The organism is Streptomyces globisporus (genome assembly GCF_003501885.1).
In the GTDB taxonomy this organism is placed as follows: Bacteria; Actinomycetota; Actinomycetes; order Streptomycetales; family Streptomycetaceae; genus Streptomyces; species Streptomyces globisporus_D.
The window spans coordinates 1-22,879 of the sequence record NZ_QWFA01000100.1; the positions used below are offsets into that span (position 1 = coordinate 1).

Annotated in this window: 21 protein-coding genes and 2 pseudogenes; 7 read left to right on the forward strand and 16 right to left on the reverse strand. The window is 72.6% G+C overall.

Annotated features, from left to right (window positions below; genetic code table 11):
• Positions 1 to 1,047 (forward strand): hypothetical protein (locus D3105_RS19210; protein WP_133305692.1); only part of this gene is annotated, 1,047 nt, incomplete at its 5' end.
• 75 nt (positions 1,048 to 1,122) lie between these two features.
• Entirely contained in the window at positions 1,123 to 1,530 is a 408-nt protein-coding gene (locus D3105_RS19215; protein ID WP_118904361.1) for an FKBP-type peptidyl-prolyl cis-trans isomerase, read from the forward strand.
• Here the strand turns inward: D3105_RS19215 and D3105_RS19220 are convergent.
• Together D3105_RS19220 and gabD2 are read right to left on the reverse strand one after the other, a co-directional pair.
• Positions 1,515 to 2,095: pseudogene (locus D3105_RS19220) on the reverse strand (TetR/AcrR family transcriptional regulator). The gene D3105_RS19215 and the pseudogene D3105_RS19220 sit on opposite strands and share 16 nt — an antisense overlap.
• A gap of 10 nt (positions 2,096 to 2,105) precedes the next feature.
• Positions 2,106 to 2,338: pseudogene (gene gabD2 / locus D3105_RS35410) on the reverse strand (succinic semialdehyde dehydrogenase); the annotation flags it as partial.
• A 146-nt stretch (positions 2,339 to 2,484) separates the two neighbouring features.
• Between gabD2 and D3105_RS19230 the strand changes: the two are divergent.
• Together D3105_RS19230 and D3105_RS19235 are read left to right on the forward strand one after the other, a co-directional pair.
• Positions 2,485 to 3,519, forward strand: a complete 1,035-nt coding sequence (locus D3105_RS19230) for a DUF3533 domain-containing protein (RefSeq protein WP_118904362.1) — start codon at positions 2,485 to 2,487, stop codon at positions 3,517 to 3,519.
• Between the two features lie 314 nt (positions 3,520 to 3,833).
• A complete protein-coding gene (locus tag D3105_RS19235; protein ID WP_118904363.1) occupies positions 3,834 to 4,808 on the forward strand; it encodes an alpha/beta hydrolase in 975 nt (324 codons plus the stop codon).
• A gap of 45 nt (positions 4,809 to 4,853) precedes the next feature.
• Here the strand turns inward: D3105_RS19235 and D3105_RS19240 are convergent, their stop codons facing one another.
• Complete coding sequence (locus tag D3105_RS19240; RefSeq protein WP_118904364.1) at positions 4,854 to 5,747, reverse strand: bile acid:sodium symporter family protein; 894 nt, start codon at positions 5,745 to 5,747, stop codon at positions 4,854 to 4,856.
• A gap of 224 nt (positions 5,748 to 5,971) precedes the next feature.
• Between D3105_RS19240 and D3105_RS19245 the strand changes: the two genes are divergently transcribed.
• Entirely contained in the window at positions 5,972 to 6,805 is an 834-nt protein-coding gene (locus D3105_RS19245; protein ID WP_118904377.1) for a PIG-L family deacetylase, read from the forward strand.
• A 46-nt stretch (positions 6,806 to 6,851) separates the two neighbouring features.
• Here the strand turns inward: D3105_RS19245 and D3105_RS19250 are convergent, their stop codons facing one another.
• Entirely contained in the window at positions 6,852 to 7,748 is an 897-nt protein-coding gene (locus tag D3105_RS19250; RefSeq protein WP_118904365.1) for an oxygenase MpaB family protein, read from the reverse strand.
• Between the two features lie 46 nt (positions 7,749 to 7,794).
• Complete coding sequence (locus tag D3105_RS35870; RefSeq protein ID WP_318198419.1) at positions 7,795 to 8,007, reverse strand: hypothetical protein; 213 nt, start codon at positions 8,005 to 8,007, stop codon at positions 7,795 to 7,797.
• Between the two features lie 312 nt (positions 8,008 to 8,319).
• On the opposite strand from D3105_RS35870, the gene D3105_RS34625 reads away from it, so the two are divergent.
• Positions 8,320 to 8,463, forward strand: a complete 144-nt coding sequence (locus D3105_RS34625; RefSeq protein WP_165891044.1) for a hypothetical protein — start codon at positions 8,320 to 8,322, stop codon at positions 8,461 to 8,463.
• A gap of 90 nt (positions 8,464 to 8,553) precedes the next feature.
• On the opposite strand, the gene katG is transcribed toward D3105_RS34625, so the two are convergent.
• On the reverse strand, positions 8,554 to 10,809 hold the full coding sequence (gene katG, locus D3105_RS19260) for a catalase/peroxidase HPI (protein ID WP_118904366.1): 2,256 nt from the start codon (positions 10,807 to 10,809) through the stop codon (positions 8,554 to 8,556).
• Between the two features lie 388 nt (positions 10,810 to 11,197).
• On the opposite strand from katG, the gene D3105_RS19265 reads away from it, so the two are divergent.
• Entirely contained in the window at positions 11,198 to 11,608 is a 411-nt protein-coding gene (locus D3105_RS19265; RefSeq protein ID WP_097948117.1) for a Fur family transcriptional regulator, read from the forward strand.
• Between the two features lie 37 nt (positions 11,609 to 11,645).
• On the opposite strand, the gene D3105_RS19270 is transcribed toward D3105_RS19265, so the two are convergent.
• The 10 genes from D3105_RS19270 to D3105_RS19315 form a co-directional block, all read right to left on the reverse strand.
• Positions 11,646 to 12,542 carry a sucrase ferredoxin gene (locus D3105_RS19270; protein WP_118904367.1) on the reverse strand — a complete coding sequence of 299 codons (897 nt, stop codon included), beginning with the start codon at positions 12,540 to 12,542 and terminating at the stop codon, positions 11,646 to 11,648.
• Positions 12,539 to 13,768, reverse strand: a complete 1,230-nt coding sequence (locus D3105_RS19275; RefSeq protein ID WP_118904368.1) for a cupin domain-containing protein — start codon at positions 13,766 to 13,768, stop codon at positions 12,539 to 12,541. Before D3105_RS19275 ends, D3105_RS19270 begins: the two co-directional genes overlap by 4 nt.
• Positions 13,765 to 14,109 (reverse strand): BatC protein, encoded by a 345-nt coding sequence (locus tag D3105_RS19280; RefSeq protein ID WP_118904369.1) that lies wholly within the window; start codon positions 14,107 to 14,109, stop codon positions 13,765 to 13,767. Before D3105_RS19280 ends, D3105_RS19275 begins: the two co-directional genes overlap by 4 nt.
• 156 nt (positions 14,110 to 14,265) lie before the next feature.
• Entirely contained in the window at positions 14,266 to 15,204 is a 939-nt protein-coding gene (locus tag D3105_RS19285) for a class I SAM-dependent methyltransferase (RefSeq protein WP_118904370.1), read from the reverse strand.
• Between the two features lie 60 nt (positions 15,205 to 15,264).
• Positions 15,265 to 16,353, reverse strand: coding sequence for an NAD(P)-dependent alcohol dehydrogenase (locus tag D3105_RS19290; RefSeq protein WP_118904371.1), 1,089 nt, complete (start codon positions 16,351 to 16,353; stop codon positions 15,265 to 15,267).
• Positions 16,350 to 17,759, reverse strand: coding sequence for an aldehyde dehydrogenase family protein (locus D3105_RS19295; RefSeq protein WP_118904372.1), 1,410 nt, complete (start codon positions 17,757 to 17,759; stop codon positions 16,350 to 16,352). Before D3105_RS19295 ends, D3105_RS19290 begins: the two co-directional genes overlap by 4 nt.
• 8 nt (positions 17,760 to 17,767) lie before the next feature.
• Entirely contained in the window at positions 17,768 to 18,520 is a 753-nt protein-coding gene (locus tag D3105_RS19300; protein ID WP_118904373.1) for a (5-formylfuran-3-yl)methyl phosphate synthase, read from the reverse strand.
• A 226-nt stretch (positions 18,521 to 18,746) separates the two neighbouring features.
• A complete protein-coding gene (gene araD / locus D3105_RS19305) occupies positions 18,747 to 19,460 on the reverse strand; it encodes an L-ribulose-5-phosphate 4-epimerase AraD (protein ID WP_118904374.1) in 714 nt (237 codons plus the stop codon).
• Positions 19,461 to 19,510: 50 nt separating this feature from the next.
• A complete protein-coding gene (gene araA, locus D3105_RS19310; protein ID WP_118904375.1) occupies positions 19,511 to 21,025 on the reverse strand; it encodes an L-arabinose isomerase in 1,515 nt (504 codons plus the stop codon).
• A gap of 91 nt (positions 21,026 to 21,116) precedes the next feature.
• Positions 21,117 to 22,595 carry a ribulokinase gene (locus D3105_RS19315; RefSeq protein ID WP_118904376.1) on the reverse strand — a complete coding sequence of 493 codons (1,479 nt, stop codon included), beginning with the start codon at positions 22,593 to 22,595 and terminating at the stop codon, positions 21,117 to 21,119.
• Positions 22,596 to 22,879 lie beyond the last annotated feature (284 nt).

Genomic DNA, 22,879 nt, shown 5'->3' on the forward strand with positions numbered 1-22,879 from the left:
CCCTCCCACCGGGACCCCTCCCGCCCCGCTCGCCGGTCCGCGACGCCGAGCCCCGACCGGGGCGCGCCGGTGCCCGCCTGGGTCCAGGCCCGCATCCGGTACGCCGAGGAGTCCGTGGCCTTCGAGCGGCGGCTGGCCGAACATCTCGCCGAGAACGAGGCGGTGACGGAGGAGTTCCGCAAGATGGCACGCGCCGCGTGGGACCGGGCGCGGCAGCAGTACCCACGCGCCCTCGCCACCTTCGGCAGCGAGAACCCGAGCATGCCCGGCACGGTCGGAACCAGCAGGCCCGCCCTTCAGCAGGTGCTGCGGACCGGCCATCTGAGGGAGCTGGTGACCTTCCTGTTCCAGGGCATCTCCAGCGACCTGGTGCCCGAGATGCTGGGCGGCAGGGAGGACCCGAACCCGGAGATCGAGCAGGAGCGTCCCGGCCGACGCCAGGCCGAGGGACGCGCCGAACTGGAGCGGCTGGCCGCACAGTTGAACCTGGACGACACCCTCTCCGTAACGGAGAAGCAGGAGGCGCTCGCCCGTGCCACCCGCCGGCACACGGTCCAGACGGACCCCGAGGACGTGCGCCCGCCACTGAGCCATGCTGAGCGCCCCTTCGCGGTTAACGACCTCGGGCTCACCTGGATGCCCGCGTCCTCCGTGTACGACCTCGCGATGAGCACCGGCCTCCAGGGGGCGTCGGAGGACTCGGGGGGCCTGGTCCTGACCGGCACCGCGGGCTCGACCTACCGCTTCCTGGTGCACGCCGCCCGGATGCGGGACCAGTGGGGGATCGACCTGGACCTCGGACTGATCCGGGCCGGGATGATCGCCATGTCGCTGTCGGCGGGCCACCACTCGTTCCACGAGGTCATGCGCGGCGCCCAGTTGGCGCTGGACTCCGTTCCCGGCCATGACCCGGCGCTGGACTACCGGGACAACTGGGGCCGGTACTGGAACATCCACCCGCTCACCGAACAGGAGCTGCGCGCCCGTGTCGCGCGGGACGGCCTCTTCCCCGACGAACACGCCCGGGCCGTGCTCGACGTAACGTGATCTTCCGCCGCATGGAAGGTCCATGTGTCCGGTCGGCCCGTGCGAGGGGTTCCGGAGGCGAGCGAGGGGACCGTGATGAGCGAACTGACGAAGCCGGTGGTCGAGGTTCCGCAGGGGGACCCGCCCACCGAGCTGACGATCCGGGATCTCGTGGTCGGGGACGGGCCCGAGGCGCTGCCGGGCCGGGTCGTCCGGGTTCACTACGTCGGGGTGACGTTCGCGTCCGGGCGGGAGTTCGACTCGTCCTGGGAGGAGGACCGGCCGTTCAAGTTCGCCGTGGGCGGCGGCCGGGCCATCAAGGGCTGGGACCGGGGGGTGAGGGGAATGAGGGTCGGCGGCCGGCGCGAGATCCTCGTTCCCCCGCGCCTCGGATACGGCAAGCAGTCACCCTCCGCGCTGATCCCGGCGGGCTCGACGCTGATCTTCGTCGTGGACCTGCTTGCGGTGGTGGGCGGCCCGACAGGCGCTCAGGCCCCCGGCTGAAAGGCCGCCGCCGTGCCGGACATCGCCGGGGCGGCGTTGAACAGCGCGTGGACGGCTGAGGCGGCCTGGGCGGCGACGATCTCGGGGGTGGAGGAGCCGAGCTTGCCGTCCAGGTACAGGAACGCGAGGCCGTGGACGAGGGCCCACATCGTGGTCGACAGGGCGTCCGCGTCCGCATCCGGGAAGGTCGCGCCGACGATGGTGCGGACGTACTCCGAGATGGCGGCGGTCGCGGCGACGCGTTCCTCGCTCGTCGGGCCGCAGGGCTCCGCGACCATCGCCCGGAACAGGGCCGGATGCTCCAGTGCGAACCGGACGTACGCGACGGCGACCGCGGCCGGTTCATCGGGCGTCGAGGGCGCGGGATGGGCCTGCGCCAGGTAGGTGGCGAGCTCGCGGTACCCCTCGGCGGCCACCGCGGAGACCAGGGCCTCGCGGTCGGCGAAGTGGCTGTAGGGGGCGTCGCCGACACCCCCGCCCGGCGGGCGACCGCGCGCAGCGAGAGTCCGGCGCTGCCGTGCTCCTCCAGGAGCTCGCGCGCGGCGCGAAGGCAGGCGGCGCGCAGAGCCCCGTGGTTTGAGTGCGCCGGTCAGCAGGTCGGCCCAGGTCTCGGGGGCGATGCGGGACGGCGGGTGGAGGCCCTGGAGGCTGGCGGGCGACGGGCTGGGCCTCGGTGTACTCGAGGATGCCGTCGGCGCCGTGGCGGCGGCCGAGGCCCATGCCGCCCATCGGGGCGTCGTTGCTTCCCCACGCGGCGGCCGGCGTGCACCCGGGCGGCGACGGCGCGGGCCCGGGCTCCGTTGCGGGACATCGGCCCATGGATGTAATCAGCGTAGACATCGGGTGGTGTGGGGTGCGTCGCGCCGGTCGGAGATCGGGGGAGGAGGGCCGGGCACCAGCCGTTCGGGTGCTTCCCGCCTGCGGGGCCGCCGGTCGTCCCGGACTGTGGAGACCATGAAACAGAGCACCTTGTCCGAGGTGAAGAGCGCCGTCACCCCCCGGGCCACCCTGCTGGTGATCGGGGTCGTCGCCCTCCAACTGCTGTTCGTCGTCTCCTATGTGGGCGCCCTGCACGAGCCCAAGCTGAAGAACGTCGCCTTCGGAGTGGTGGCCCCGCCGGCTGCGGTCGAGCAGACGGTGCAGCGCCTGGACGAGCTGCCCGGCTCGCCGCTGGACCCGCGCGCCCTGCCCGACGAGGCGGCGGCACGGAAGCAGATCGAGAACCGGGACATCGACGGTGCGCTCGTGGTGCGCCCGGGCGGCACCACCGACACTCTGCTCGTCGCCTCGGGCAGCGGCAGAACCCTGTCCGTCGCGCTGGATTCGCTCACCGGCGAGGTGCTGGGAGCTCAGGGGCGTACCGCGCGCCTGGTCGATGTGGCTCCCGCGTCCTCGCACGACTTCAACGGGCTGTCCTCGTTCTACCTGGTCGTCGGCCTCTGCGTCGGTGGGTACCTGTGCGCGTCGATCCTCGCGATCAGCGCCGGAGCCCGTCCGGCCAACCCGACCCGCGCGGCCACCCGTCTCGGCACGATGGTGCTGGTCGCCCTGGCAGGCGGGCTCGGCGGCGCGATCATCGTCGGACCCGTCCTGGGCGCTCTGCCGGGCAGTGTGTGGGCGCTGTGGGGGCTCGGCGCGCTGATCGTCTTCGCCGTCGGCGCCGCGACGCTCGCCCTCCAGGGCCTCTTCGGCGTCATCGGCATCGGCCTGGCGATCCTGCTCATCGTGATCATGGGCAACCCGAGCGCGGGCGGGGCCTTCCCCGCGCCGATGCTGCCGCCGTTCTGGGAGGCGATCGGCCCGGCTCTGCCACCCGGAGCAGGCACCTGGGCGGCCCGTTCGATCACCTACTTCGACGGCAACAGCATGACCTCGTCCCTGCTGGTGCTTTCCGCCTGGGCGGTCGCCGGAGTCGTCGTCACCATGCTCGCCGCGGTACTGCGGCAGCGTCGCGCCACGGAGCCGAGCTCGCCCGGGGAGGCGTCATGACGAAGGCGCTGTTCGTCGTGTCGGCTGCCGATCGCCGACTGCCGACCGCAGCCTGGTCGTCCTCGGTCTCCAGAAGGGCCTGGAGGGCTCGCTCCACCTCGCCTGACGGGCTTCGCGCCGGTTGCGGGGGGCGAACGGGGCGCGAAGGATGGAATCGCTCATTGCCGTCAGGGGTGTGCACAGCCTCGGCGGCCGGTGCTTCAGCGCCGACGCGGCCGACGGGGCCGCGTGCACAGGGCGCATCCGTGCCGTGATCAGGCCGTACGGATGTGCCGCCGACCGGGCGCACGGTGTGCCCGCGACAGGGAGTCGACATGCCTGAGCTACCTCCTCCGATCACCCCCTACCTGGAACCCGCGGCGAAGGAGCTGTGCGAGGCCACGGATCCGCATCCGCGGATCTATGAGGTCCCCCCGGAGAAGGGCCGCGACATCCTGCTCGGCCTGCAGAGCGACGCGAGCGTGCCCCGCCCGGACGTCGACGAGGAGTGGGTTGACGTGGACGCGGGCCAGTGGGGCACTGTCCGCACCCGGATCATCCGGCCCAAGGGGGCCACAGGGCCGCTGCCGGTGGTGTTCTACATCCACGGCGCCGGCTGGGTCTTCGGCGACGACCGGACCCACGACCGCCTCTTCCGCGAACTCGCCGTCGGGGCCGGGGCGGCGGGTGTGTTCCCCGTCTACGACCGGGCGCCCGAGGCCAAGTACCCCACCCAGGTCGAGCAGAACTACGCCGTGGGACAGTGGGTCCTGGAGCACGGGGCGGAGCACGGACTGGACACCTCGCGGATCGCGGTCACCGGCGAGTCGGTGGGCGGCTGCATGTCGGCGGTGTTCGCGCTGATGAACAAGGAGCGCGGAGGCATCGACCTCAAGGCGCAGGTCCTGCTGTATCCGGTCACCGACACCGACTTCAACACCCCCTCCTACCTCCAGTTCGACGAGGGCTACTACCTCACCCGCGACGCCATGAAGTGGTTCTGGGACGCCTACATCGGCAACCCCGTCCACCGCACCGAGGTGTACGCCGCGCCGCTGAAGGCCACCCTGGACCAGCTTCGGGGCCTGCCCACCACGCTGGTCATCACCGACGAGGCCGACGTCCTGCGCGACGAGGGCGAGAAGTACGCCAACCGGTTGCGCGAGGCCGGCGTCGACGTGACCTCCGTCCGTGTGGCGGGCATGGTCCACGACTTCCTGCTGCTCGACAGCCTGCGTGACACCCGCGCCGCGAACGTCGCCCGCACCCTCGCCGTCGACGCCCTCAAGAAGGCCCTGCACGACGGCTGAGACGACCCGCCGTCGGCCCTGGCGACCACGCGCCGGGTCCGCGGGTCAGACCGCCCGCGCGGATTCCTCCGCGGGGAGCCGGGTGCCGACACGGGTCATCAGGAGCCCGGCGAGCGCCGCGACGGGGTAGGCGAGTACGCCGTACACAGCCGCGGGCACGGCCAGGCTGATGCTGCCGAGCACACTGATCGCCAGCGTCATGGCGACCGTGCTGTTGTGCACGCCGATCTCCATGGAGCAGGCGATCGCCTGCCGCTTGCCGACGCGTGCCATACGGGGCACGAAGTATCCCGTGGCCAGGCTCAGCACACAGAAGAGCAGCGCCACGGGCCCGGCGTCCGAGAGATAGCCGGCTATGTTGCTCCGCTCGGCCAGTACGGCGCCGACGATCACCGCGACGAGGACGCCGACCGACAGGAGACGCACCGGACGGTCCATGCGGAGCGCGAACGCCTCCGAGCGCCGGCGCACGATCAGGCCGATCACCACCGGCACGAGCACCAGGGCGAAGACCTGGAGAACCTTGTCGAACTGCAGCCCGAGACCGTCCTGACCGGTCCCCGGCTCGAAGCGGAGCAGGGCGAAGTTGGTGATGACCGGCAGGGTCGCGGTGGCCACGACCGCGTTGATCGCCGTGAGCGTGACGTTCAACGCCACGTCACCGCCGAAGAGATGGCTGAAGAGGTTGGCCGTCGTCCCGCCGGGAGAAGCGGCCAACAGCATCATGCCGACGGCGAGTTCGGGGGAGAGGTCGAAGGCGATGACGAGGCCGAAACACGCGGCGGGCAGCAGCAGCGCCTGGCAGGTCAGCGCCACGACGACCGCACGCGGATGCCGGCGTACCCTCCGGAAGTCGTCCGTGGTCATGGACAGCCCCAGCCCCAGCATGATGACGGCGAGGGCGAGCGGAAGCATGACGGTGGCGATGGGAGAGTCCATGTGCGGCTTCGTCTCCTGAGCGGGGGAAGGGACGGAAGGGCGGCCGCATGAACGTAACGTCGGGATGTGTACGCCATCAACACTCTGGCGCCGGGATTCGGGCCGCCCCGAGGGAACAGGGGCCTGGTCGGCACGGTTACCTCCACCGAGGGGCCGAGCCCCGGAGCTGCGGTATGCCCGCCGAGCGCTCGGACCCCGACCTGACTCCGTGGAAGGACCTCTTCATGACCGACCGGCCCCTGACCCTCATGGCCGTGCACGCCCACCCCGACGACGAGGCCACGGGAACAGGAGGAGTACTCGCGCGGTATGCGGCGGAGGGCATCCGCACGGTCCTCGTGACCTGTACCGACGGCGGGTGCGGTGACGGGCCGGGAGGCGTCAAGCCCGGCGAACCCGGGCACGATCCGGCGGCCGTCGCCGCGATGCGCGGCCAAGAACTCAAGGCGAGCTGTGACGTCCTGGGCGTGAGCGATCTGGAGACGCTGGACTACGCGGACTCCGGGATGATCGGCTGGCCGAGCAACGACGCTCCCGGATCCTTCTGGCAGACCCCCGTGGAGGAGGGCGCCGCCCGGCTCGCGGAACTCATGCGGCACTACCGGCCCGATGTGGTCGTCACCTACGACGAGAACGGCTTCTACGGGCATCCCGACCACATCCAGGCCCACCGCATCACGATGGCGGCGCTGGAGATGACCGAGCTGACACCGAAGGTCTACTGGACGACGATGCCCCACTCGGCGATGCGCCGGTTCGAGGAGATCATGCGCGAGTCCCAGGAGGACATGCCGGAGCCGGATCCGGCCGAGGCCGCCGAGATGGCGAAGATCGGCCTGCCGGACGACGAGGTCACCACCTGGGTGGACACCACCGCGTACAGCGGCCAGAAGTTCGACGCGCTGGCCGCGCACGCCAGCCAGGGCGAGAACATCTTCTTCCTCAGGATGGGCAAGGAGAGGTTCGGCGAGCTGATGGGCATGGAGACCTTCGTGCGGGTCAAGGACGCCACCGGCGCGGCCGTCCCCGAGAAGGACCTCTTCGCCGGACTCCGCTGACCGGCCGCCCCGGCGGGACCCGTAGGGCAGGGGCCGTGCGGCCTCGTCAACCCTGCCGCGCCGCCGCCAGCCGCCCCCGTGCCGCAGCCTGGATCCGGGAGGGTCCGAGTCCCCATTCCAGGGTGCGTCCGACGGCCGTCGCCAGGGGCCGGTCCCAGCAGCCGCGGACGGGGGCCGGGCGGCGGATGCCGAGTTCGGTGCGGGCCCAGCCGGGGAGGAGCCCGGTCGAGGCGTTGGTGAGCAGGCGGACGGCCAGCCGCTCCTGCGGCGTGCGTCCGAAGGCGCGGAGGAAGCGCACCGAGTCCAGCGCCGCCGGGGTGGCGTGGAGTCGGGGGCGCATACGGGTCAGGTAGCTGTCCACCTCGGACGCGGTACGCGGCACCTCCCGCGCTCCCAACTCCTCCGCCACGGGCGCGGCCTGACGGTAGTACGTGTCGCACTCGGCGGGGGTGAGCCGGTGCGGCCGGGGCGCGTACGCCTGGTGGCCGGCCAGGAAGCTGCGGACCTCGGCGGTGTGCACCCAGGTGAGCAGGTCGGGGTCGTCCGCGCGGTACGGCCGCCCGTCGGGGGCGGTGCCGTGCACCCGGGTGTGGATGCGTCGGACGAGACCCATCACCTCGCGGGCAGCGGACGAGGAGCCGAACGTGGTCGTGGTGATGAACCGTACGGTTCCGTTCAGCCGCCCGACCGGATCGGCGCGGAAGTCCGAGTGCTGGTCGACGCCGGCCATCGCCAGCGGATGCAGCGACTGGAGCATGAGGGCGGCGAACCCGCCGGTGAGCATCCCGGTGGCCTGCCCGTGCACCCGCCACAGCGGGTCCGCCGGGGTGATCCCGAACAGCCCCGGATCGCCGGGCGGAGCCGCGTACCGCTCCAGCTTGAGGTCCCCGCCGTGCAGCGCCGCAGTGAGCTCCGCCGCGATCCGCTCCCGCAGTCCCACCAACGCCTCCCGGCTCCCGATTCCCGTGTCCTTCGGCCGTATCGAGCCGCTACAGCTGCGGGCCCGGCTGTTCCGGTGCCACGACGACCATGACCGGAAGATCGGTGTCCTGCTGGATCACCCCGGCTGTCAGGATCCGGCCGTCGAGCGTCCACTTCTCCACCTCGATGAACTCGTCCTCGTCGGCAGCCGTCCGCTCGGCCGCGACGAGGTGACCGGCGAGCGCGGACCCCTCGATCTCGGGCAGGAAGTCCGCCAGCACCCGTTCTCCCTGCTCGTGGACGGCATCAAGGTCGTCGAAGTAAGCCCGACGCGTCGACGTCGCGGATCCGGACGGCGAACGACACACAGCCCGTTCCGTCGTCGAACGTCCGGATCCAGCCCCCGACGCCGTCCTTGTCCGATGACGTCTCCATGCCGTTACGGGGTTTGCCCCCGGGCGCCCACCCGTGGGCCGAGAACCGCGCCGCCGCACCCCCGGCGGTCAGCGGAACGAGCCCCCCGGTACGTCCTCGGTACGGCGCCGGGGCCGGGGGTCTCCCTCTTCATCGCGTCCGGCGCGTTCCTGGCGGCGGTGGTGTGGTCCCCCGGGCTCATCGCCTCGGCGTTGCCCACGGTGGCCCGGGGCGTGATGGCCCTCTGCCTGGTGGTCATCGCGTTCGCCTTCAACACCATCACGGTGGCCGGCGTCGTCTCCGCGTTGAACACGGACGGCTGATACGCACCGGATGCGGCGGCCCGAACCGGCGGTGGGGCCGGTGCGCGTACGCACCGGCCCCACCGCCGGAGCGGACGTGGCCGGAGGCTGTCAGACCAGGTCGTAGCGGTCGAGGTCCATGACCTTGGCCCAGGCGGCGACGAAGTCCGTCACGAACTTCTGCCGCGCGTCGTCGCTCGCGTAGACCTCGGCGAGGGCACGGAGCTCGGAGTTGGAGCCGAAGACCAGGTCGGCGCGGGTGCCGGTCCACTTGACCTTGCCCGATGCGTCGCGGGCCTCGAACTCGTCCTGCGTCGACGACGTCGACTTCCAGGTGATGCCCAGGTCGAGCAGGTTCACGAAGAAGTCGTTGGTCAGCGTGCCCGGGCGGTCGGTGAGAACGCCGTGCTTCGAGCCGCCGGTGTTGGCGCCCAGCACTCGCAGACCGCCGACCAGGACGGTCGTCTCCGGGGCGCTCAGCGTCAGCAGGTTCGCCCGGTCCAGCAGCAGGTACTCGGCGGGCAGCCGGGCCGCCTTGCCGGTGTAGTTGCGGAAGCCGTCGTACGCGGGCTCCAGCGCCGCGAAGGACTCGACGTCCGTCTGCTCCTGCGTGGCGTCGACGCGGCCCGGGGTGAAGGGGACCTCCACCTCGACACCGGCGTCCTTCGCCGCCTGCTCGACCGCCGCGCTGCCCGCGAGGACGATCAGGTCGGCCAGCGAGACCTGCTTGCCGCCCTTGGCGTTGAAGGACTCCTGAATGCCTTCGAGGGCGCGCAGGACCTGGGCCAGCTCGTCCGGGTTGTTCGCCTCCCAGCCGCGCTGCGGCTCCAGACGGACCCGGGCGCCGTTGGCGCCGCCCCGCTTGTCGCTGCCGCGGAAGGAAGCGGCCGAGGCCCAGGCGGCCGAGACCAGCTGCGCCACGGTGAGGTCCGTGCCCAGCACCTGCTCCTTGAGCGCGGCGATGTCCGCTGCGTCCAACACCTCACCGGTGCGCGCGGGCAGCGGGTCCTGCCACAGCAGCACCTCGGAGGGCACCTCGGGGCCCAGATAGCGCTGGATCGGGCCCATGTCGCGGTGCGTCAGCTTGTACCAGGCGCGGGCGAAGGCATCCGCGAACTCCTCCGGGTTCTCGTGGAAGCGGCGCGAGATCTGCTCGTACGCCGGGTCGAAGCGCAGCGACAGGTCGGTGGTGAGCATCTGCGGCTTCTGCTTCTTCGACGCGTCGTGCGCGTGCGGGATCGTCGCCTCCGCGTCCTTGGCGACCCACTGGTGCGCACCGGCCGGGGACTTGGTCAGCTCGTACTCGTAGGCGAAGAGGTTGTGGAAGAACTCGTTGCCCCACTGCGTCGGCGTGCTGGTCCAGGTCACCTCCAGACCGCTGGTGATGGCGTCGCCGCCCTTGCCCGACTTGTACGAGCTGCGCCAGCCGAGGCCCTGCTCCTCCAGCGGGGCGCCCTCGGGGTCCGCGCCGACGCTCTCGGCCGGGCCCGCGCCGTGCGTCTTGCCGAAGGTGTGGCCACCGGCGATGAGGGCGACGGTCTCCTCGTCGTTCATCGCCATCCGGCGGAAGGTCTCGCGGATGTCGCGGGCGGCGGCGATCGGGTCCGGGTTGCCGTTGGGGCCCTCGGGGTTGACGTAGATCAGACCCATCTGGACCGCGCCGAGCGGGTTCTCCAGCTCACGGTCGCCGGTGTAGCGCTCGTCGTCGAGCCAGGTGGTCTCGGGGCCCCAGTAGACGTCCTCCTCCGACTCCCAGACGTCCTCGCGGCCGCCGGCGAAGCCGAAGGTCTTCAGGCCCATGGTCTCCAGGGCGACGTTGCCGGTGAGGATCAGCAGGTCGGCCCAGGACAGCGCCTGGCCGTACTTCTTCTTGACCGGCCACAGCAGCCGTCGGGCCTTGTCCAGGTTGCCGTTGTCCGGCCAGCTGTTCAGCGGGGCGAACCGCTGCTGACCGGCGCCCGCGCCGCCGCGGCCGTCGCTGATGCGGTATGTGCCGGCGCTGTGCCAGGCCATCCGGATCATCAGCGGTCCGTAGTTGCCGAAGTCGGCCGGCCACCAGTCCTGCGAGGTGGTGAGCACCTCGGCGATGTCCCGCTTCACCGCGGGGAGGTCCAGCGCCTCGAACGCGGCCGCGTAGTCGAACTCCTCACCCAGCGGGTTCGCCACGGCGGGGTTCTTGGCCAGGATCTTCAGGTTGAGGCGGTCCGGCCACCACTGGCGGTTCCCGCCGCCCTGCGTGGGGTGCGGCGCGCGGCCGTGCGCCACGGGGCAGCCGCCGGCCTGCGCCTCGGGCTTCTCGGGGACGGCCGTCTCGGGCGAGTCCGGGACGACGGGGTCGAAGACGTGCGACTCGTTGTTCTCGGTCATGGGTGATCCTTCCGGACCCGGCGGGTCGTGGGGCGCTGAACGGGGGAGGAGGATTCGGGCCGTACAGAAGGGGCACGCTGATGTCCGGGTCCCGCCGCGGGTCGCCCGAGCGCCTCGCGGACCACCGCACCCGGCGATCCCGGGCGGTGCGACGACGACGGCGCTGGGCCGACGGGCGGCATTGCGCGGTCGACCGGTGGGTCCCGTCGCGTGTCTCTGCTGCCGTACCGGAGTCTTCCTGTCTCTTGGATGTCGCCGGGATCGATCCTACGATGGACTTCGTCCAAGTCAAGAAGCAAGCTAAAACCATAACGACGGGGGCGTGGCGTCGGCGCATTCTGTGCGCGGTCCACCCGCCCCCTCCGGCGAGCGGAGCAGGTGAAACGAGATGAGCGACCTCCTTGGGCGGCTGCGGGGCCGTGGCTGGCGCATGACCTCCCAGCGGCGTGTCGTCGCGGAGGTCCTCGACGGCGACCACGTGCACCTGACGGCCGACGAGGTGCACCTGCGGGCCGCCGCGCGACTGCCGGAGATCTCCCGCGCGACCGTCTACAACACGCTGGGCGAGCTCGTCGCGCTCGGCGAGGTGCTGGAGGTCTCCACCGTGGGCCGCGCCAAGCGCTACGACCCGAACGCGCGCAACCCCCACCAGCACCTGGTCTGCTCGGGCTGCGGCACGGTCCGCGACGTCCACCCGGTCGGCAACGCCATCGGCGATCTGCCCGAGGAGGAGCGGTTCGGCTTCGCGGTCGGCTCGGTGGAGATCACCTACCGGGGGTTGTGCCCGGGGTGCGCCTGACCGGGGCGGAGCGGGCGTCGGGGAGCGGGGGAGTCGGTCAGCGCTCCCGGATCGACGTCACGTCGTAGACGAGGGCGGAGCTGTTCGCCGGTCCGCGGCAGGTCAGTCGGCGTGCCGGCGTGCGCCGGGCCCGTACCTCGACGTCCAGCGGTCGCGCGTGCGGCGCCCGGCCGCTGACGCCCACGCGCCAGCCTCCGTCTGTGGCGACCGTCGCGGTGACCGCGTAGTCGTGCCTGCCCGCCGGTCCGAAGCGCCGGAGCACCGCGGCCACCGCCGCCTGCTGCGGCGGGCGGAGCGTGGTGTAGCCCCGTAGGTGGTCGGCGCGGATGCGGTCGGCGAGGTGGTCCTCGACCACGGTGACCGCTGAACAGGGGTCCAGATTGCCGTAGTAGACGCCGTCGGGTACGACCACGACGTTGGCCGCGAACCGGTCACCGCCCACATGCGTGCACTCCCACACGAGGTCGGGCCAGCGCGCACTGAGGGCCTGGCCCACGGGTCGGCCGCGCACGGCGCAACAGGCGTCGTGCAGGCCGTGCGCGCAGACGAGGACGACGGGGGCGAGGCCGGGCTCCCCCGGGGAGTCCAGGGCGGTCACGATCCGCGCCAGGTCCTGGTCGTGGTGCCAGCTGCCCCACCGCTGGAGCAGCGCGCCGGAGCTGTCGTGGTGCAGCACCGCCCATCGATCGCCTCCCCCGAGTCGGCGGCGTCCGTGCCGTCTGACGAGGAGGATCCGGGCCCGGTTCGCCCGGGCCGCGGCGAACACGAGGGTCTTGGTCTCCGGATCGAGGTCGAGGCCGTCGAAACCGTTGGCGGGCCAGGCGCGCCGGTACTCGATGAGGACCCAGACGGAGCCGAAGGGGGCGGTGCCGACGAACGGGTCATGGCGGGCCCTGGCCGCGTCGGCGCAGAAGAACCGGTCCGGCGGGGTCACCGGTCCGCGGGCACCAGGACGCCCGCCCGCAGCAGCCGCCCGGCGAGTGCGAGGCCGAGGTCGCCGGCGGTGTGCACCCGGCCGTCGAGCAGCCGGGCCACGGGTACGAGATCGGCTGCCGGGAAGTCGAGGTACCCCACGCGGGTGAACAGGCGTGTTCCCTCCAGCCGGGGCTCCAGCGCCTTCCGCAGCCGTACGGGTGAGGTCGCCGCGAGGCCGCTCAACGTCGTGAGCTGGGCCACCGGCCCCAGTGGTGCCGGGCGGGCCTGGGACCGGCGGGCGCGGTCGAACAACGGGGCGGGGTCGGCCCCGGCGACGGCGGCCAGCAGGCGCTCACGGACCAGGTCCAGGACGCCGTCCGTGCCGTGTGAACCCCCTGGCTCGTTCGGCCCCGCCAGGGGAAGGGAGCGGCGCATGGACGGATCCTCGCCCAGGGCCGCGAGGGCGGCCCGGGTCAGCTGCTCGGCCAGCGCGTAGCGGGTCCAGGCGTGGACCCCCAGCGTCAGATGGATCGAGACCTCCCCCTGGGCCTGCGCCGAGTGCAGCCAGCCGCGCGGCAGATAGAGCACATCGCCGGGGCGGAGCATCGTGTCCAGATGGGGCGTGCTGTGCGCGGCCCGGTCGGCGACGGCCGCACGGTGATCGGTCCACGGCTGATCGCGCAGCGGATCCGGCAGTACGGGTTCGTGGATCACCCACCGCTTCGCACCCTCGATCTGGAGGACGAACACGTCGTGCACGTCGTAGTGCGCGTCGAACCCGCGGTTCTGCGGCGGGGTGACATAGGCGTTCGCCTGTACGGGGTGCCCCAGCTCCGTACTCAGCCCGGAGACCAGGTCCGCCACCGGCTCCCAGGTGCGGTGCAGCGCCTGGAGGACGAGCGTGGCGCCGTCGGCGAACGCACGCCACAGGGCCGTGTCGTCGAGCTGGTCGGCGACGGTCGCCCCGACTCCGGCGGGTGCGGTGAAGGACGAGGACGGAAGCGTGGCGCCGTCCTTGGCGACCCTGAGGAACGGCGTACGCAGCCCGCGGCGGGAGATCAGCTCGTCCACGGCGGACGGGGAGAAGACGTCGGAGAAATCGCTCGCCCTCCGCGTCAGCGACGCTGTCCGTCCCCATACGGCGCGGGCGAACTCCTCGCGGCTGAGCCCGGTCAGACGGGATTCCAGGATTCCGGCGCCTTCACGCGCGCCGGAATCCCGGAGTTCGGTGCGGGACAGGCTCAAGAGCCGCTGCCGGCTCCGCCGTCGGCGCCACCGTCGTGGACGCCGGGCGTTCCGGCCGCTCCGCCGTCGGCGGGCCCTTCGGCTCCGCCGTCAGCGCCACCGTCGGCTCCGCCGTCGTGGACGCCGGGCCTACCTGCCGCTCCGCCGTCCGCGGGTCCCTCGGCCCCGCCGTCCGCGCCGCCATCAGCCCCGCCGTCGTGGACACCCGGGGTGCCGGCCGCTCCGCCGTCCGCGGGCCCCTCCGCGCCGCCGTCCGCTCCGCCGTCGTGGACGCCGGGCGTACCCGCCGCTCCGCCGTCCGCAGGTCCCTCGGCTCCGCTCGCGTCGTGCTCGGTCATCATTCCTCCTGGGATCACACCACGGGGACGATGGTTTTCCGCTGTCCGGAAACCCGGTCGCCGGGACGTCGATCTGTACTGAAATGGCCAGTAATCACCGTATCCCTGCGGCTGGAAAACATCGATTCGAGCACTGCGAAGTCGTCCGAATGCCGGAACTCACACCTCGTGTCCGGCACTGGCGGGGCGCGGCTTGTCCGCGAAGACCCACCGGTTGCCCGCCAGCGCGTCGTTCGGCTCGGGCAGGGGGCCGCGTCCGTGCAGGCGGGTGAAGTCGAAGGGGGTGTGGACCGAGGCGGTCCAGCCCCGGTCCGCCAGCCGGCCCGCCGAGTCGGGGCGGGGAGCCAGGTCGAACAGGTCCAGCAGGTCGATGCCGATCTGGTCCCTGGTGGCCGTGTACAGCGGGCTGTCGCGGTACTCCAGCAGGTCCTTCTCCAGCTTGACCTCGAAGGCCAGCGCGCTTCCCCCGGCGCTCAACCCGGCCACCGTGTCGATGAGGTAGGTCTCGGCGACCGGCGGCAGGTAGAACAGCAGCCCCTCCACGAGCCAGACGCTCGGCGCGGCCGGGTCGAAGCCGACGCGGGGCAGCGCGTCGGCCCAGTCGGCGCGGAGATCCATCGGGACCGGGACGCGCGCCGCCTTCGGGGTGGCCGAGAGACCGCCGAGCACCCGGTGCTTGAACGCCAGCACCTCCTCCCGGTCGATCTCGAAGACCACGCAGCCGGGAGGCCAGTCGAGCCGGAACGCGCGCGCGTCCAACCCCGCCCCGACCAGAACCACTTGGCGGGCGCCCCCGGCGCGTACCGACCGGAGGAGGAAGTCGTCGAGGACACGTGTCCGCAGCCCGAAGTACCGGGCGAACCGGCCCCAGAGCGGGTTCGCGTCCCCGCCCGGGACCTCCCGGGGATGGACCGGCCAGTCGGTGGACGCCGGGGCCGCGCGGACGAAGTGCTCCGCGTAGACGTCCTGGGCCAGGCTGTCGGGGCGGTGGGTCTCGATCGCCCGCGCCGCCGCGACCAGGAGGGCGGTCACCCCGACCCCTCCTGCCACGCCCTCCACACCGGTGTCATCGGTGTTCCGATGTGCTGTGTCGACCATGTGCACTCCTTTGACAAGCGCCGAACGCGGGGAACGCGCGGCACGCGTGGTACTCGGGATTCACGGGATCAGCACCGGCTTCACCACGCGGCCGGCCTCGCAGTCCGCCTCGGCCTCGTTGATGTCGGTGAGCGGGTACGTACGGATCAGCTGGTCGAAGGGGAACCGCCCGGCCTGCCACAGCTCGGTCAGCCGGGGGATCATCAGGGCCGGGACGGCATCCCCCTCGCAGATGTGGGAGATTCTCCGGCCCCGGTCCAAGGTCCCCGTTTCCAGCGGCAGTTCCGTGTGCAGGCGGGCCACCAGGCCGAGGTGGCCCCTCGGGCGCAGCGACCGGAGCGCGTCGTTGATCAGCGCGGCGGAGCCCGTGGTGTCGAGGGCGAAGCGCGCGCCGCCGTCGGTCAGCCGCCGGATGCGGTCCGGCAGATCGCCCGATGCTGCGTGCAGCGCTGTCGCGTTGAACTTCTCGGCGAGGGCGAGCCGTTCGGGGTGCCGGTCGACCGCCACGGCGACGGCCCCGGCGGCGGTGGCCGCCATGACCGCCGCCAGGCCCACCGCTCCGGCGCCGAAGACCGCGACGGTGTCGCCGGGGCCCACGCCGAAGGAGTTGAGGACCGCCCCGGCGCCGGTGAGGAAGCCGCAGCCGAGCGGGCCGAGCAGTTCGAGCGGGAGCGCGGGGTCGACCCGCACGGCGTTGCGGGCCGGGACCATCGCGTACGCGGCGAACGAGGACTGGCCGAACCACCGCGGCGCCAGACCGCCCCCGGCCGCGTCGGTGAAACGGGCCGCGTTCCCGGCGCGTCCCCCGAAGAGGTTGAGCGCGGCGAAATCGTCGCAGTAGGCGGGGGCCGCGCCGAGACAACTCCGGCAGTGCCCGCAGGAGTCGAAGCTCAGCACGACGTGGTCGCCGGGGCTCAGCCCGGTGTCCGCCCCGCCCGTTTCCACCACCACACCGGCCCCCTCGTGGCCGAGCACCGCGGGCAGCGGGGAGCGGCCCGCCGAGCGCCGGACGGCGAGATCGGTCCGGCACAGACCGCACCCCGCGATGCGGACCAGCACCTCGCCGTCGCCCGGACCCGCGTGCAGCATCACCTCCTCGACGGCGAACGGGTCCTCGTACGAACGCAGTACCGCGGCGTCGAACCTCATGACCGGTCCTCCAGCGGGCGGTGTACGACAAAGGGGCTGAGGTTGCCGTACAGCCCCCACGGCCCGCCCGCGACGCCGACGCCGCTCTCCTTGACCCCGGCGAAGGGCTGGGCGAGCGAGAGTTCGGCGTGGTGGTTGATCCACGCCGTCCCGCACTCCAGCCGGCCGGCCACAGCCTCGGCCCGGTCCAGGTCCGTGCCCCACACCGAGCCGCCCAGCCCGAAGCGGGTGGCGTTGGCCGCATTGACGGCCTCGTCGACGCTCCCGTACGGCAGCACCGGCAGAACCGGACCGAACTGCTCCTCCGCCACCACCGGGCTGTCGGGCGGGACATCGGTCAGGATCGTCGGGGCGTGGAACCAGCCCGGCCGGTCCAGCCGGTGGCCCCCGGCGGCGGCCCTGGCCCCGTTCGCGAGAGCCCTTGCCGTGTACCGCTCCACCCGGGCCAGCTGGGCGGCGTTGTTGAGCGGCCCCAGCTCCGTACCCGGGTCGAGGCCCGCCCCGACGACCACCGCCTTCGCCCGATCGGCCAGGGCCTCCACCACCCGGCCGTGGAGCCGGGCCGGGGCGTAGACGCGTTTGACCGCCATGCAGACCTGGCCGCAGTTGCGGAACGCCGCCCAGAACAGCCGGTCCGCGATCCGCTCCACGTCCACGTCGTCCAGCAGGATCGCGGCGTCGTTGCCCCCCAGCTCCAGGGTGACCCGGGCGAGGCCGGACGCCGCACCCGCCGCGACGGCCCGCCCGGTGGGGACCGAACCCGTGAACGTCACATGGCGGATCCCCGGATGGGAGACGAGGAGCGCGCCGAGGGGGTCGCGACCGGTGATCACCGTCAGAACGCCCTCGGGCAGGGCGGCGGACAGGACGGACCCCAGCACCCGGGTGGCCAACGGCGTGAAGGGGGACGGCTTGAGCACCACCGTGTTGCCCGCGGCGAGCGCGGGCGCGAACTTCGCCGATGCGAGCTGGAGCGGGAAGTTCCACGGGACGACGGCGGCGACGGGCCCGAGCGACCGCCAGCGGATCTCGCTGTGCACGGCCCGGCCGTCATCGATCGTCCGGGGCTCGGGGGCCGACGCGGCGAACCACCGCAGCCGGGCCGCCGTGCGGGCGATCTCCGCGTACGACTCGGTCAGGGGTTTGCCCTGCTCGCGGGTGAGCAGGGGCGCGAGCTCAGGCCCGGCCGCCTCCACGGCGTCGGCCGACGCGAGCAGGGCGGCGGCACGGGCTGCGGGGTCGGACCGCCAGCTCCGCCAGGCCTCGTGCGCCCGGCGGACCGCCGCGTCCAGCTCCTGGGCCCGCTGGTCGGGAGCCTCGTCGAAGACCTCGCCCGTCGCAGGGTCGAGCACGGTGAAGCGCTCACCGGCGGTCGCCGGGGCGGGGCCGGGCTGGTACGGCGCCACGCCGGCGGTCAGCTCGCGGCCGGGGTCGCCGCGTGTTCCCGGGCGTGCCGGTCCATCTCCGCCCGGAACTCGGCCACCAGCCGTGGCTGGATCCGCCCCGCGTTGCGGTCGCCCCCCTCACAGACCGCCCCGCGTACGCCCACGATGTCGGTCCCGATCCGGGTCAGCACGGCGAGATCCTCGCGCTTCACGCTGCCCGCGAGCGCGGCGAGCAGCCCGGCGTCGTGCGCCAGCCGGACGAACTCCCCGCAGGCCTCCGGCGGCACATGGTCGAACAGCCGGGTCCCGTCCTTGATCGCGGTGTCGAGCATCGCCGCGTCGGAGCCGGAGCGGCGGGCGATGTCGGGCAGCGCGAGCGGGCTCACACAGCCGATCCGGTGGGCGTCGGCATAGCCCGAGGCGACGACGAACGCGTCCGGACGGAAGTCCTTCACGGCGCGGACCACTCCGCTCATCACCTCGACGGCCTGGTCGGGCGTCGTGCACCCGTAGAGCCCGACCTTGATGTAGGTGGCTCCGGAGACCGCCGCGCCGAGCGCCGCCTGCGCCACCGTGCCGGGCTTGTACGGGACGTCCCCGACCGTCGCCGACACCGGCTTGTCCGCCGGGACCGCCCCGCGGATCTCCCGGATGACCCAGGGGAAGTTCGCGCCGAGCGAGCCCTCGTCGGGCTTCTTCACGTCGACGATGTCGAGATGGTCCGCCGCCTTCGCGCACGCGAGGGCTTCCTCGACGCCGTCCGGGGAGATGAGCAGCAGCAACGTGGATTCCTCCCACCGCGGGCACCCCCTGGGGGGCGCCTTGCCGATCAGGTCCGGATCATCCTCGCCGCGCCACCCGCCCCCCCGGCAGGGCGCGAGGGAAGGCGAACGGGGCACTGCTCCGACGCCCTCACGCCCCCCGCGACGCGCCGTTCACCTCAGCCCCCGCCGGATCACGTACGGCCCGAAGTCCCTGCACAGCGCCCGAAACCCCCCGCCCACCGGGTCATACGGCCCCGGGGTTGCCGTAATAGGCTCCCGCGCCGTGTTTACGGGTGAAGTGGCGGTCCAGCAGATGCTGAGGCGGCTGCGCTGCCCCCAGGGAGAGCGTGTGCAGGGCCATCTCCGCGACCGCCTCGCAGATCACCGCGTGCTCCAGCGAGGCGTCGGCGTCCCCGCCCCAGGTGAAGGGCCCGTGGTGCGCGACGAGGGCGGCCGGCACTGCCCGGGCCCGTTCGTCGTCGCCTTCGAGCAGCTCCACGATGACCTGCCCGGTGTTGAACTCGTAGTCGGCCGCGCACTGTTCGGCGCTGAGCGGCTCGGTGACCGGCACCGGGCCGTCGAAGGTGTCCGCGTGCGTCGTGCCGAGCACCGGTATCGGGCGGCGGGCCTGGGCGAAGGCCACGGCGTGCGGGGAGTGGGTGTGCGTGATCCCGCCGATCGACGGGAAGGCCCGGTAGAGGCTCCGGTGCGTCTCGGTGTCCGTCGAGGGGCGCAGATCCCCCTCGACCACCCGGCCGTCGTCCAGGGCGACGACGACGAGGTGCTCCTCGCTCAGCCGGTCGTACGGTACCCCCGACGGCTTGATGACGAACACGCCGGCCTCCCGGTCGACCCCGCTCACGTTGCCCCAGGTCAGGGTGGCCAGCCCCGCTGCGGGGATGCGCAGATTGGCGGCCAGGACCTCGCCGCGCAGCGACGCGAAAGCGGAGCGGGACATGGCGGGGCCTCCTGGCCGGGGTGCGGGAGCGGTCGCTCGGACGGTGCCGCTCACAGGGCGTCGGCCAGTCGGTGGTAGGCCTGGTTCCAGCGGAGTTCCTGGGCGAACCGGCGTACGGTCGTGTCCGCGTCGATGAACGCGAGTTCCACCGCCAGCATGTCGGCGAGGTCCTCGAACTCCTCGCGGCCCAGGGCCGTGGTGAGCACCGTGTGATGCGGAGCCCCGGCGGTCAGCCACGCCTCGGTGGAGGTGCGCAGGTCGGGTTCCGGGCGCCAGACCGCGCGGGCCACGGGCAGCAGGGGCAGCGGTTCGGGCGGCCCGACCACGTCGATCCGGTTGGCGACGAGCCGGAACCGGGAGCCCATGTCGGCCAGCCCCACGACGACTCCGGGGGCGGGGGCCGCGTCGAACACCAGGCGGACCGGGTCCTCACGTCCGCCGATGCTCAGCGGGTGGATCTCGCAGGAGGGCGTGGCGGCGGCCAGGGACGGGCACACCTCCAGCATGTGGGCCCCCAGGACGAGGCCGCTGTCCGGGGCGAGGTCGTAGGTGTAGTCCTCCATGAACGAGGTGCCGCCCGGCAGTCCGTACGCCATGGCCTTCGTGGCCCGCAGCAGCGCCGAGGTCTTCCAGTCGCCCTCGCCGCCGAAGCCGTAACCGTCGGCCATCAGCCGCTGGACCGCGAGACCGGGCAACTGCCGCAGACCGCCCAGGTCTTCGAAGTTGGTGGTGAACGCGGTGAAGCCGCCGTCCGTGAGGAAGCCGCGCAGTCCCGCCTCGATCCGGGCCGCATACCGCAGGGACGCGTGGCGCTCCTTGCCGGGGAGCAGTTCGGGAGCCAGCGTGTAACGGTCGGCGTACTCCTCGGTGAGCTCTGCGACGGCGCTGTCGTCAACGGCGTCCACGGCCGCCACCAACTCGTTGACACCGTGGGTGTTGACGGACATGCCGAACCTGAACTGGGCCTCGACCTTGTCGCCTTCGGTGACCGCGACATCCCGCATGTTGTCCCCGAAGCGGGCGAGACGCAGCCGGGCGAACTCGGCGCGTCCGACGGCGGCCCGCGTCCAGGCCGCGATGCGGTGGGCCACGTCGGCCGAGGAGACGTGCCCGGTCACGGTCTTGCGGGTGACACCGATACGCGACTGGATATGGCCGAACTCGCGGTCCCCGTGCGCCGCTTGGTTGAGATTCATGAAGTCCATGTCGATCGTGGACCAGGGGAGACGGCGGTTCGCCTGGGTGTGCAGGTGAAGGAGGGGCTTCCGCAGCGAGGCGAGGCCGGTGATCCACATCTTGGCGGGGGAGAAGGTGTGCATCCAGGCGATGAGGCCGATGCAGCGGTCGTCCGCCTCGGCGTCCAGGCACATCCGGCGGATCGCGTCCGCCTCCGTCAGCACGGGCTTCCACACGATGCGCACGGACGGGCCGGCAGCGGTATCCGCGGCGATTGTCTCGCATATCTGCCGCGACTGGGCGGCCACTTGGGCGAGGGTGTCCTCGCCGTAGAGCGCCTGACTGCCGGTCAGGAACCAGACTTCGCTGTCGGTGGGGGCGAGGGGCATGAAGATACTCCCTGTTCGGGGTGCGGGGCAGCGTGTGGGTGGCGCGAGGTGCGCGGGGCAGTGTGTGGTGTGGCGCGACGTGCGCTGGAGGTCAGCGCGCGGCCCCGTGGGCCCTGGCGCGGTTGCGGAGCCTGCGCAGCCGGTGCAGCAGGAGGTCGCCGCCGGTGCCGAAGTGGTCGTGCAGCGCGCGGTATTCGGCGTACAGCTCGTCGTAGACGTCGGCGTTGTCCGGGTCGGGGAGATACGCGTTCCGTTCGACGCCGCCCATGCGGGCGGCGGCCGCGCGGACGTCCGGGTGCGCTCCGGCCGCCACCGCCGCGTGGATCGCCGAACCGAGCGCGGGGCCCTGGTCGGAGGTGGCGAGCGACACGGGACGGCGCAGGACGTCGGCGTAGATCCGCATGAGCAGCGGGTTCTTCTTGAGGCCGCCGGCCGCGATGAACTCCGTTACGGGTACCCCGTGTTCCTCCAGGGCCTCGACGATGACGCGGGTGCCGAAGGCGGTCGCCTCCAGCAGGGCGCGGTAGACGTCCTCGGGGCGGGTGTCGAGCGTGAGGCCGACCAGGACTCCGGAGAGACGGTGGTCGACGAGCGTGGAGCGGTTGCCGTTCATCCAGTCGAGCGCGACCAGGCCGTGCGCCCCGACCGGCTGCCGGTCGCTGAGCCGGGCCTGCTCGTCCACCGCCCCGGCCGCCGGGGCCGTGACATGGGCGTCGACGTTCCCCACCGCGACCGGGGTGCCCGGCCTGAGCCCGGTCAGGGCCGCGGCTTCGACGGTCACCGTCCCGGCGCGGGAGCCGAGGGGGAGCAGCGGATGGTCGAGCCGGGTGGCGGGGAAGTCCGCGAAGTCCGGGTGGAGTCCGGCGAGATAGGCGGGCGAGGGGTAGGCGCCGTCCTGGTGGATGCCCTTGTAGCCCGCGGTGCACGTGTTGCGCGACTCGGTGCCGGTCAGCTGCCAGACGATCCAGTCGGCTGCCTCGATCCAGCGGGCGCACGCGGCGTACACCTGCGGATCCTCTTCGAGGACCTGAAGCGCCTTCGCGTACTGCCACTCGGCGGAGATCCGGCCGCCGTACCGCCGGATCCAGGGCTCACCGCGTCGGTGAGCCAGGGCGTTGATGCGGTCGGCCTGGTCCTGGGCGGCGTGATGCTTCCAGAGCTTCGGCCAGGCGTGGGGGCGGTCCGCCCAGCCGGGCTGCTCGGCCAGGGGAACGCCGTCCGCCGTGGTCGGCAGCACCGTGCAGGAGGTGAAGTCGGTGCCGATGCCGATGACGTGGGACGGATCGACCTTCGCCGCGGCGAGCGCTTCCGGTACGGCGGTACGGAGCGCCTCCCGCCAGTCGCGCGGGTCCTGGAGGGCCCAGTCCGGGGGCAGGGGGGTGTCCGAGCCCGGGAGGCTCCGGTCGATGACGCCGTTGCGGTAGGTGTGCACGGCGGAGCCGAGCTCCGCACCGTCGCGGACACGGACCACGACGGCACGCGCCGAGAGCGTGCCGAAGTCGACGCCGACCGTGCAGGCGTCGGGCCGGTCGTCGGGAGGGCTGCCGGGGGAATCGGGCTGAGGGGTCACGAGCGAGACTCTCTGCTGCGGGAGTGGGTGCGGGGAGCGTCACCGCCCCCTGATTGTTAGCGCTCACAATCGCTGGAGGCAAGAGGTCCGGGCTTTCGGAGTGGCGTGATCCGGGACTTCGGGGGCGCGAGCAGGGGCGTCCGGGGCCTGTGCCGTACGGCTCAGGCGCCGTCCTGCGACCGGGTGCTCGCCCGGACGATGAGCTGCGGCTCCACCACGATGTGCTCCACGCCCGCCGCGGTGCCCTCGATGTGCTCCAGCAGCAGCTGGATGCTCCGGCGGCC

Excerpts from the sequence above, each read along its gene's own strand:
- D3105_RS19290 (WP_118904371.1), bottom strand. The coding sequence starts at position 16,353 with ATGAGGTTCGACGCCGCGGTACTGCGTTCGTACGAGGACCCGTTCGCC.
- D3105_RS19280 (WP_118904369.1), bottom strand. The coding sequence starts at position 14,109 with ATGATGACCGAGCACGACGCGAGCGGAGCCGAGGGACCTGCGGACGGC.
- D3105_RS19265 (WP_097948117.1), top strand. The coding sequence starts at position 11,198 with ATGAGCGACCTCCTTGGGCGGCTGCGGGGCCGTGGCTGGCGCATGACC.
- D3105_RS19215 (WP_118904361.1), top strand. The coding sequence starts at position 1,123 with ATGAGCGAACTGACGAAGCCGGTGGTCGAGGTTCCGCAGGGGGACCCG.
- araD (WP_118904374.1), bottom strand. The coding sequence starts at position 19,460 with ATGTCCCGCTCCGCTTTCGCGTCGCTGCGCGGCGAGGTCCTGGCCGCC.
- araA (WP_118904375.1), bottom strand. The coding sequence starts at position 21,025 with ATGCCCCTCGCCCCCACCGACAGCGAAGTCTGGTTCCTGACCGGCAGT.
- D3105_RS19285 (WP_118904370.1), bottom strand. The coding sequence starts at position 15,204 with ATGGTCGACACAGCACATCGGAACACCGATGACACCGGTGTGGAGGGC.
- D3105_RS19240 (WP_118904364.1), bottom strand. The coding sequence starts at position 5,747 with ATGGACTCTCCCATCGCCACCGTCATGCTTCCGCTCGCCCTCGCCGTC.
- D3105_RS19230 (WP_118904362.1), top strand. The coding sequence starts at position 2,485 with ATGAAACAGAGCACCTTGTCCGAGGTGAAGAGCGCCGTCACCCCCCGG.
- katG (WP_118904366.1), bottom strand. The coding sequence starts at position 10,809 with ATGACCGAGAACAACGAGTCGCACGTCTTCGACCCCGTCGTCCCGGAC.
- D3105_RS19235 (WP_118904363.1), top strand. The coding sequence starts at position 3,834 with ATGCCTGAGCTACCTCCTCCGATCACCCCCTACCTGGAACCCGCGGCG.
- D3105_RS19245 (WP_118904377.1), top strand. The coding sequence starts at position 5,972 with ATGACCGACCGGCCCCTGACCCTCATGGCCGTGCACGCCCACCCCGAC.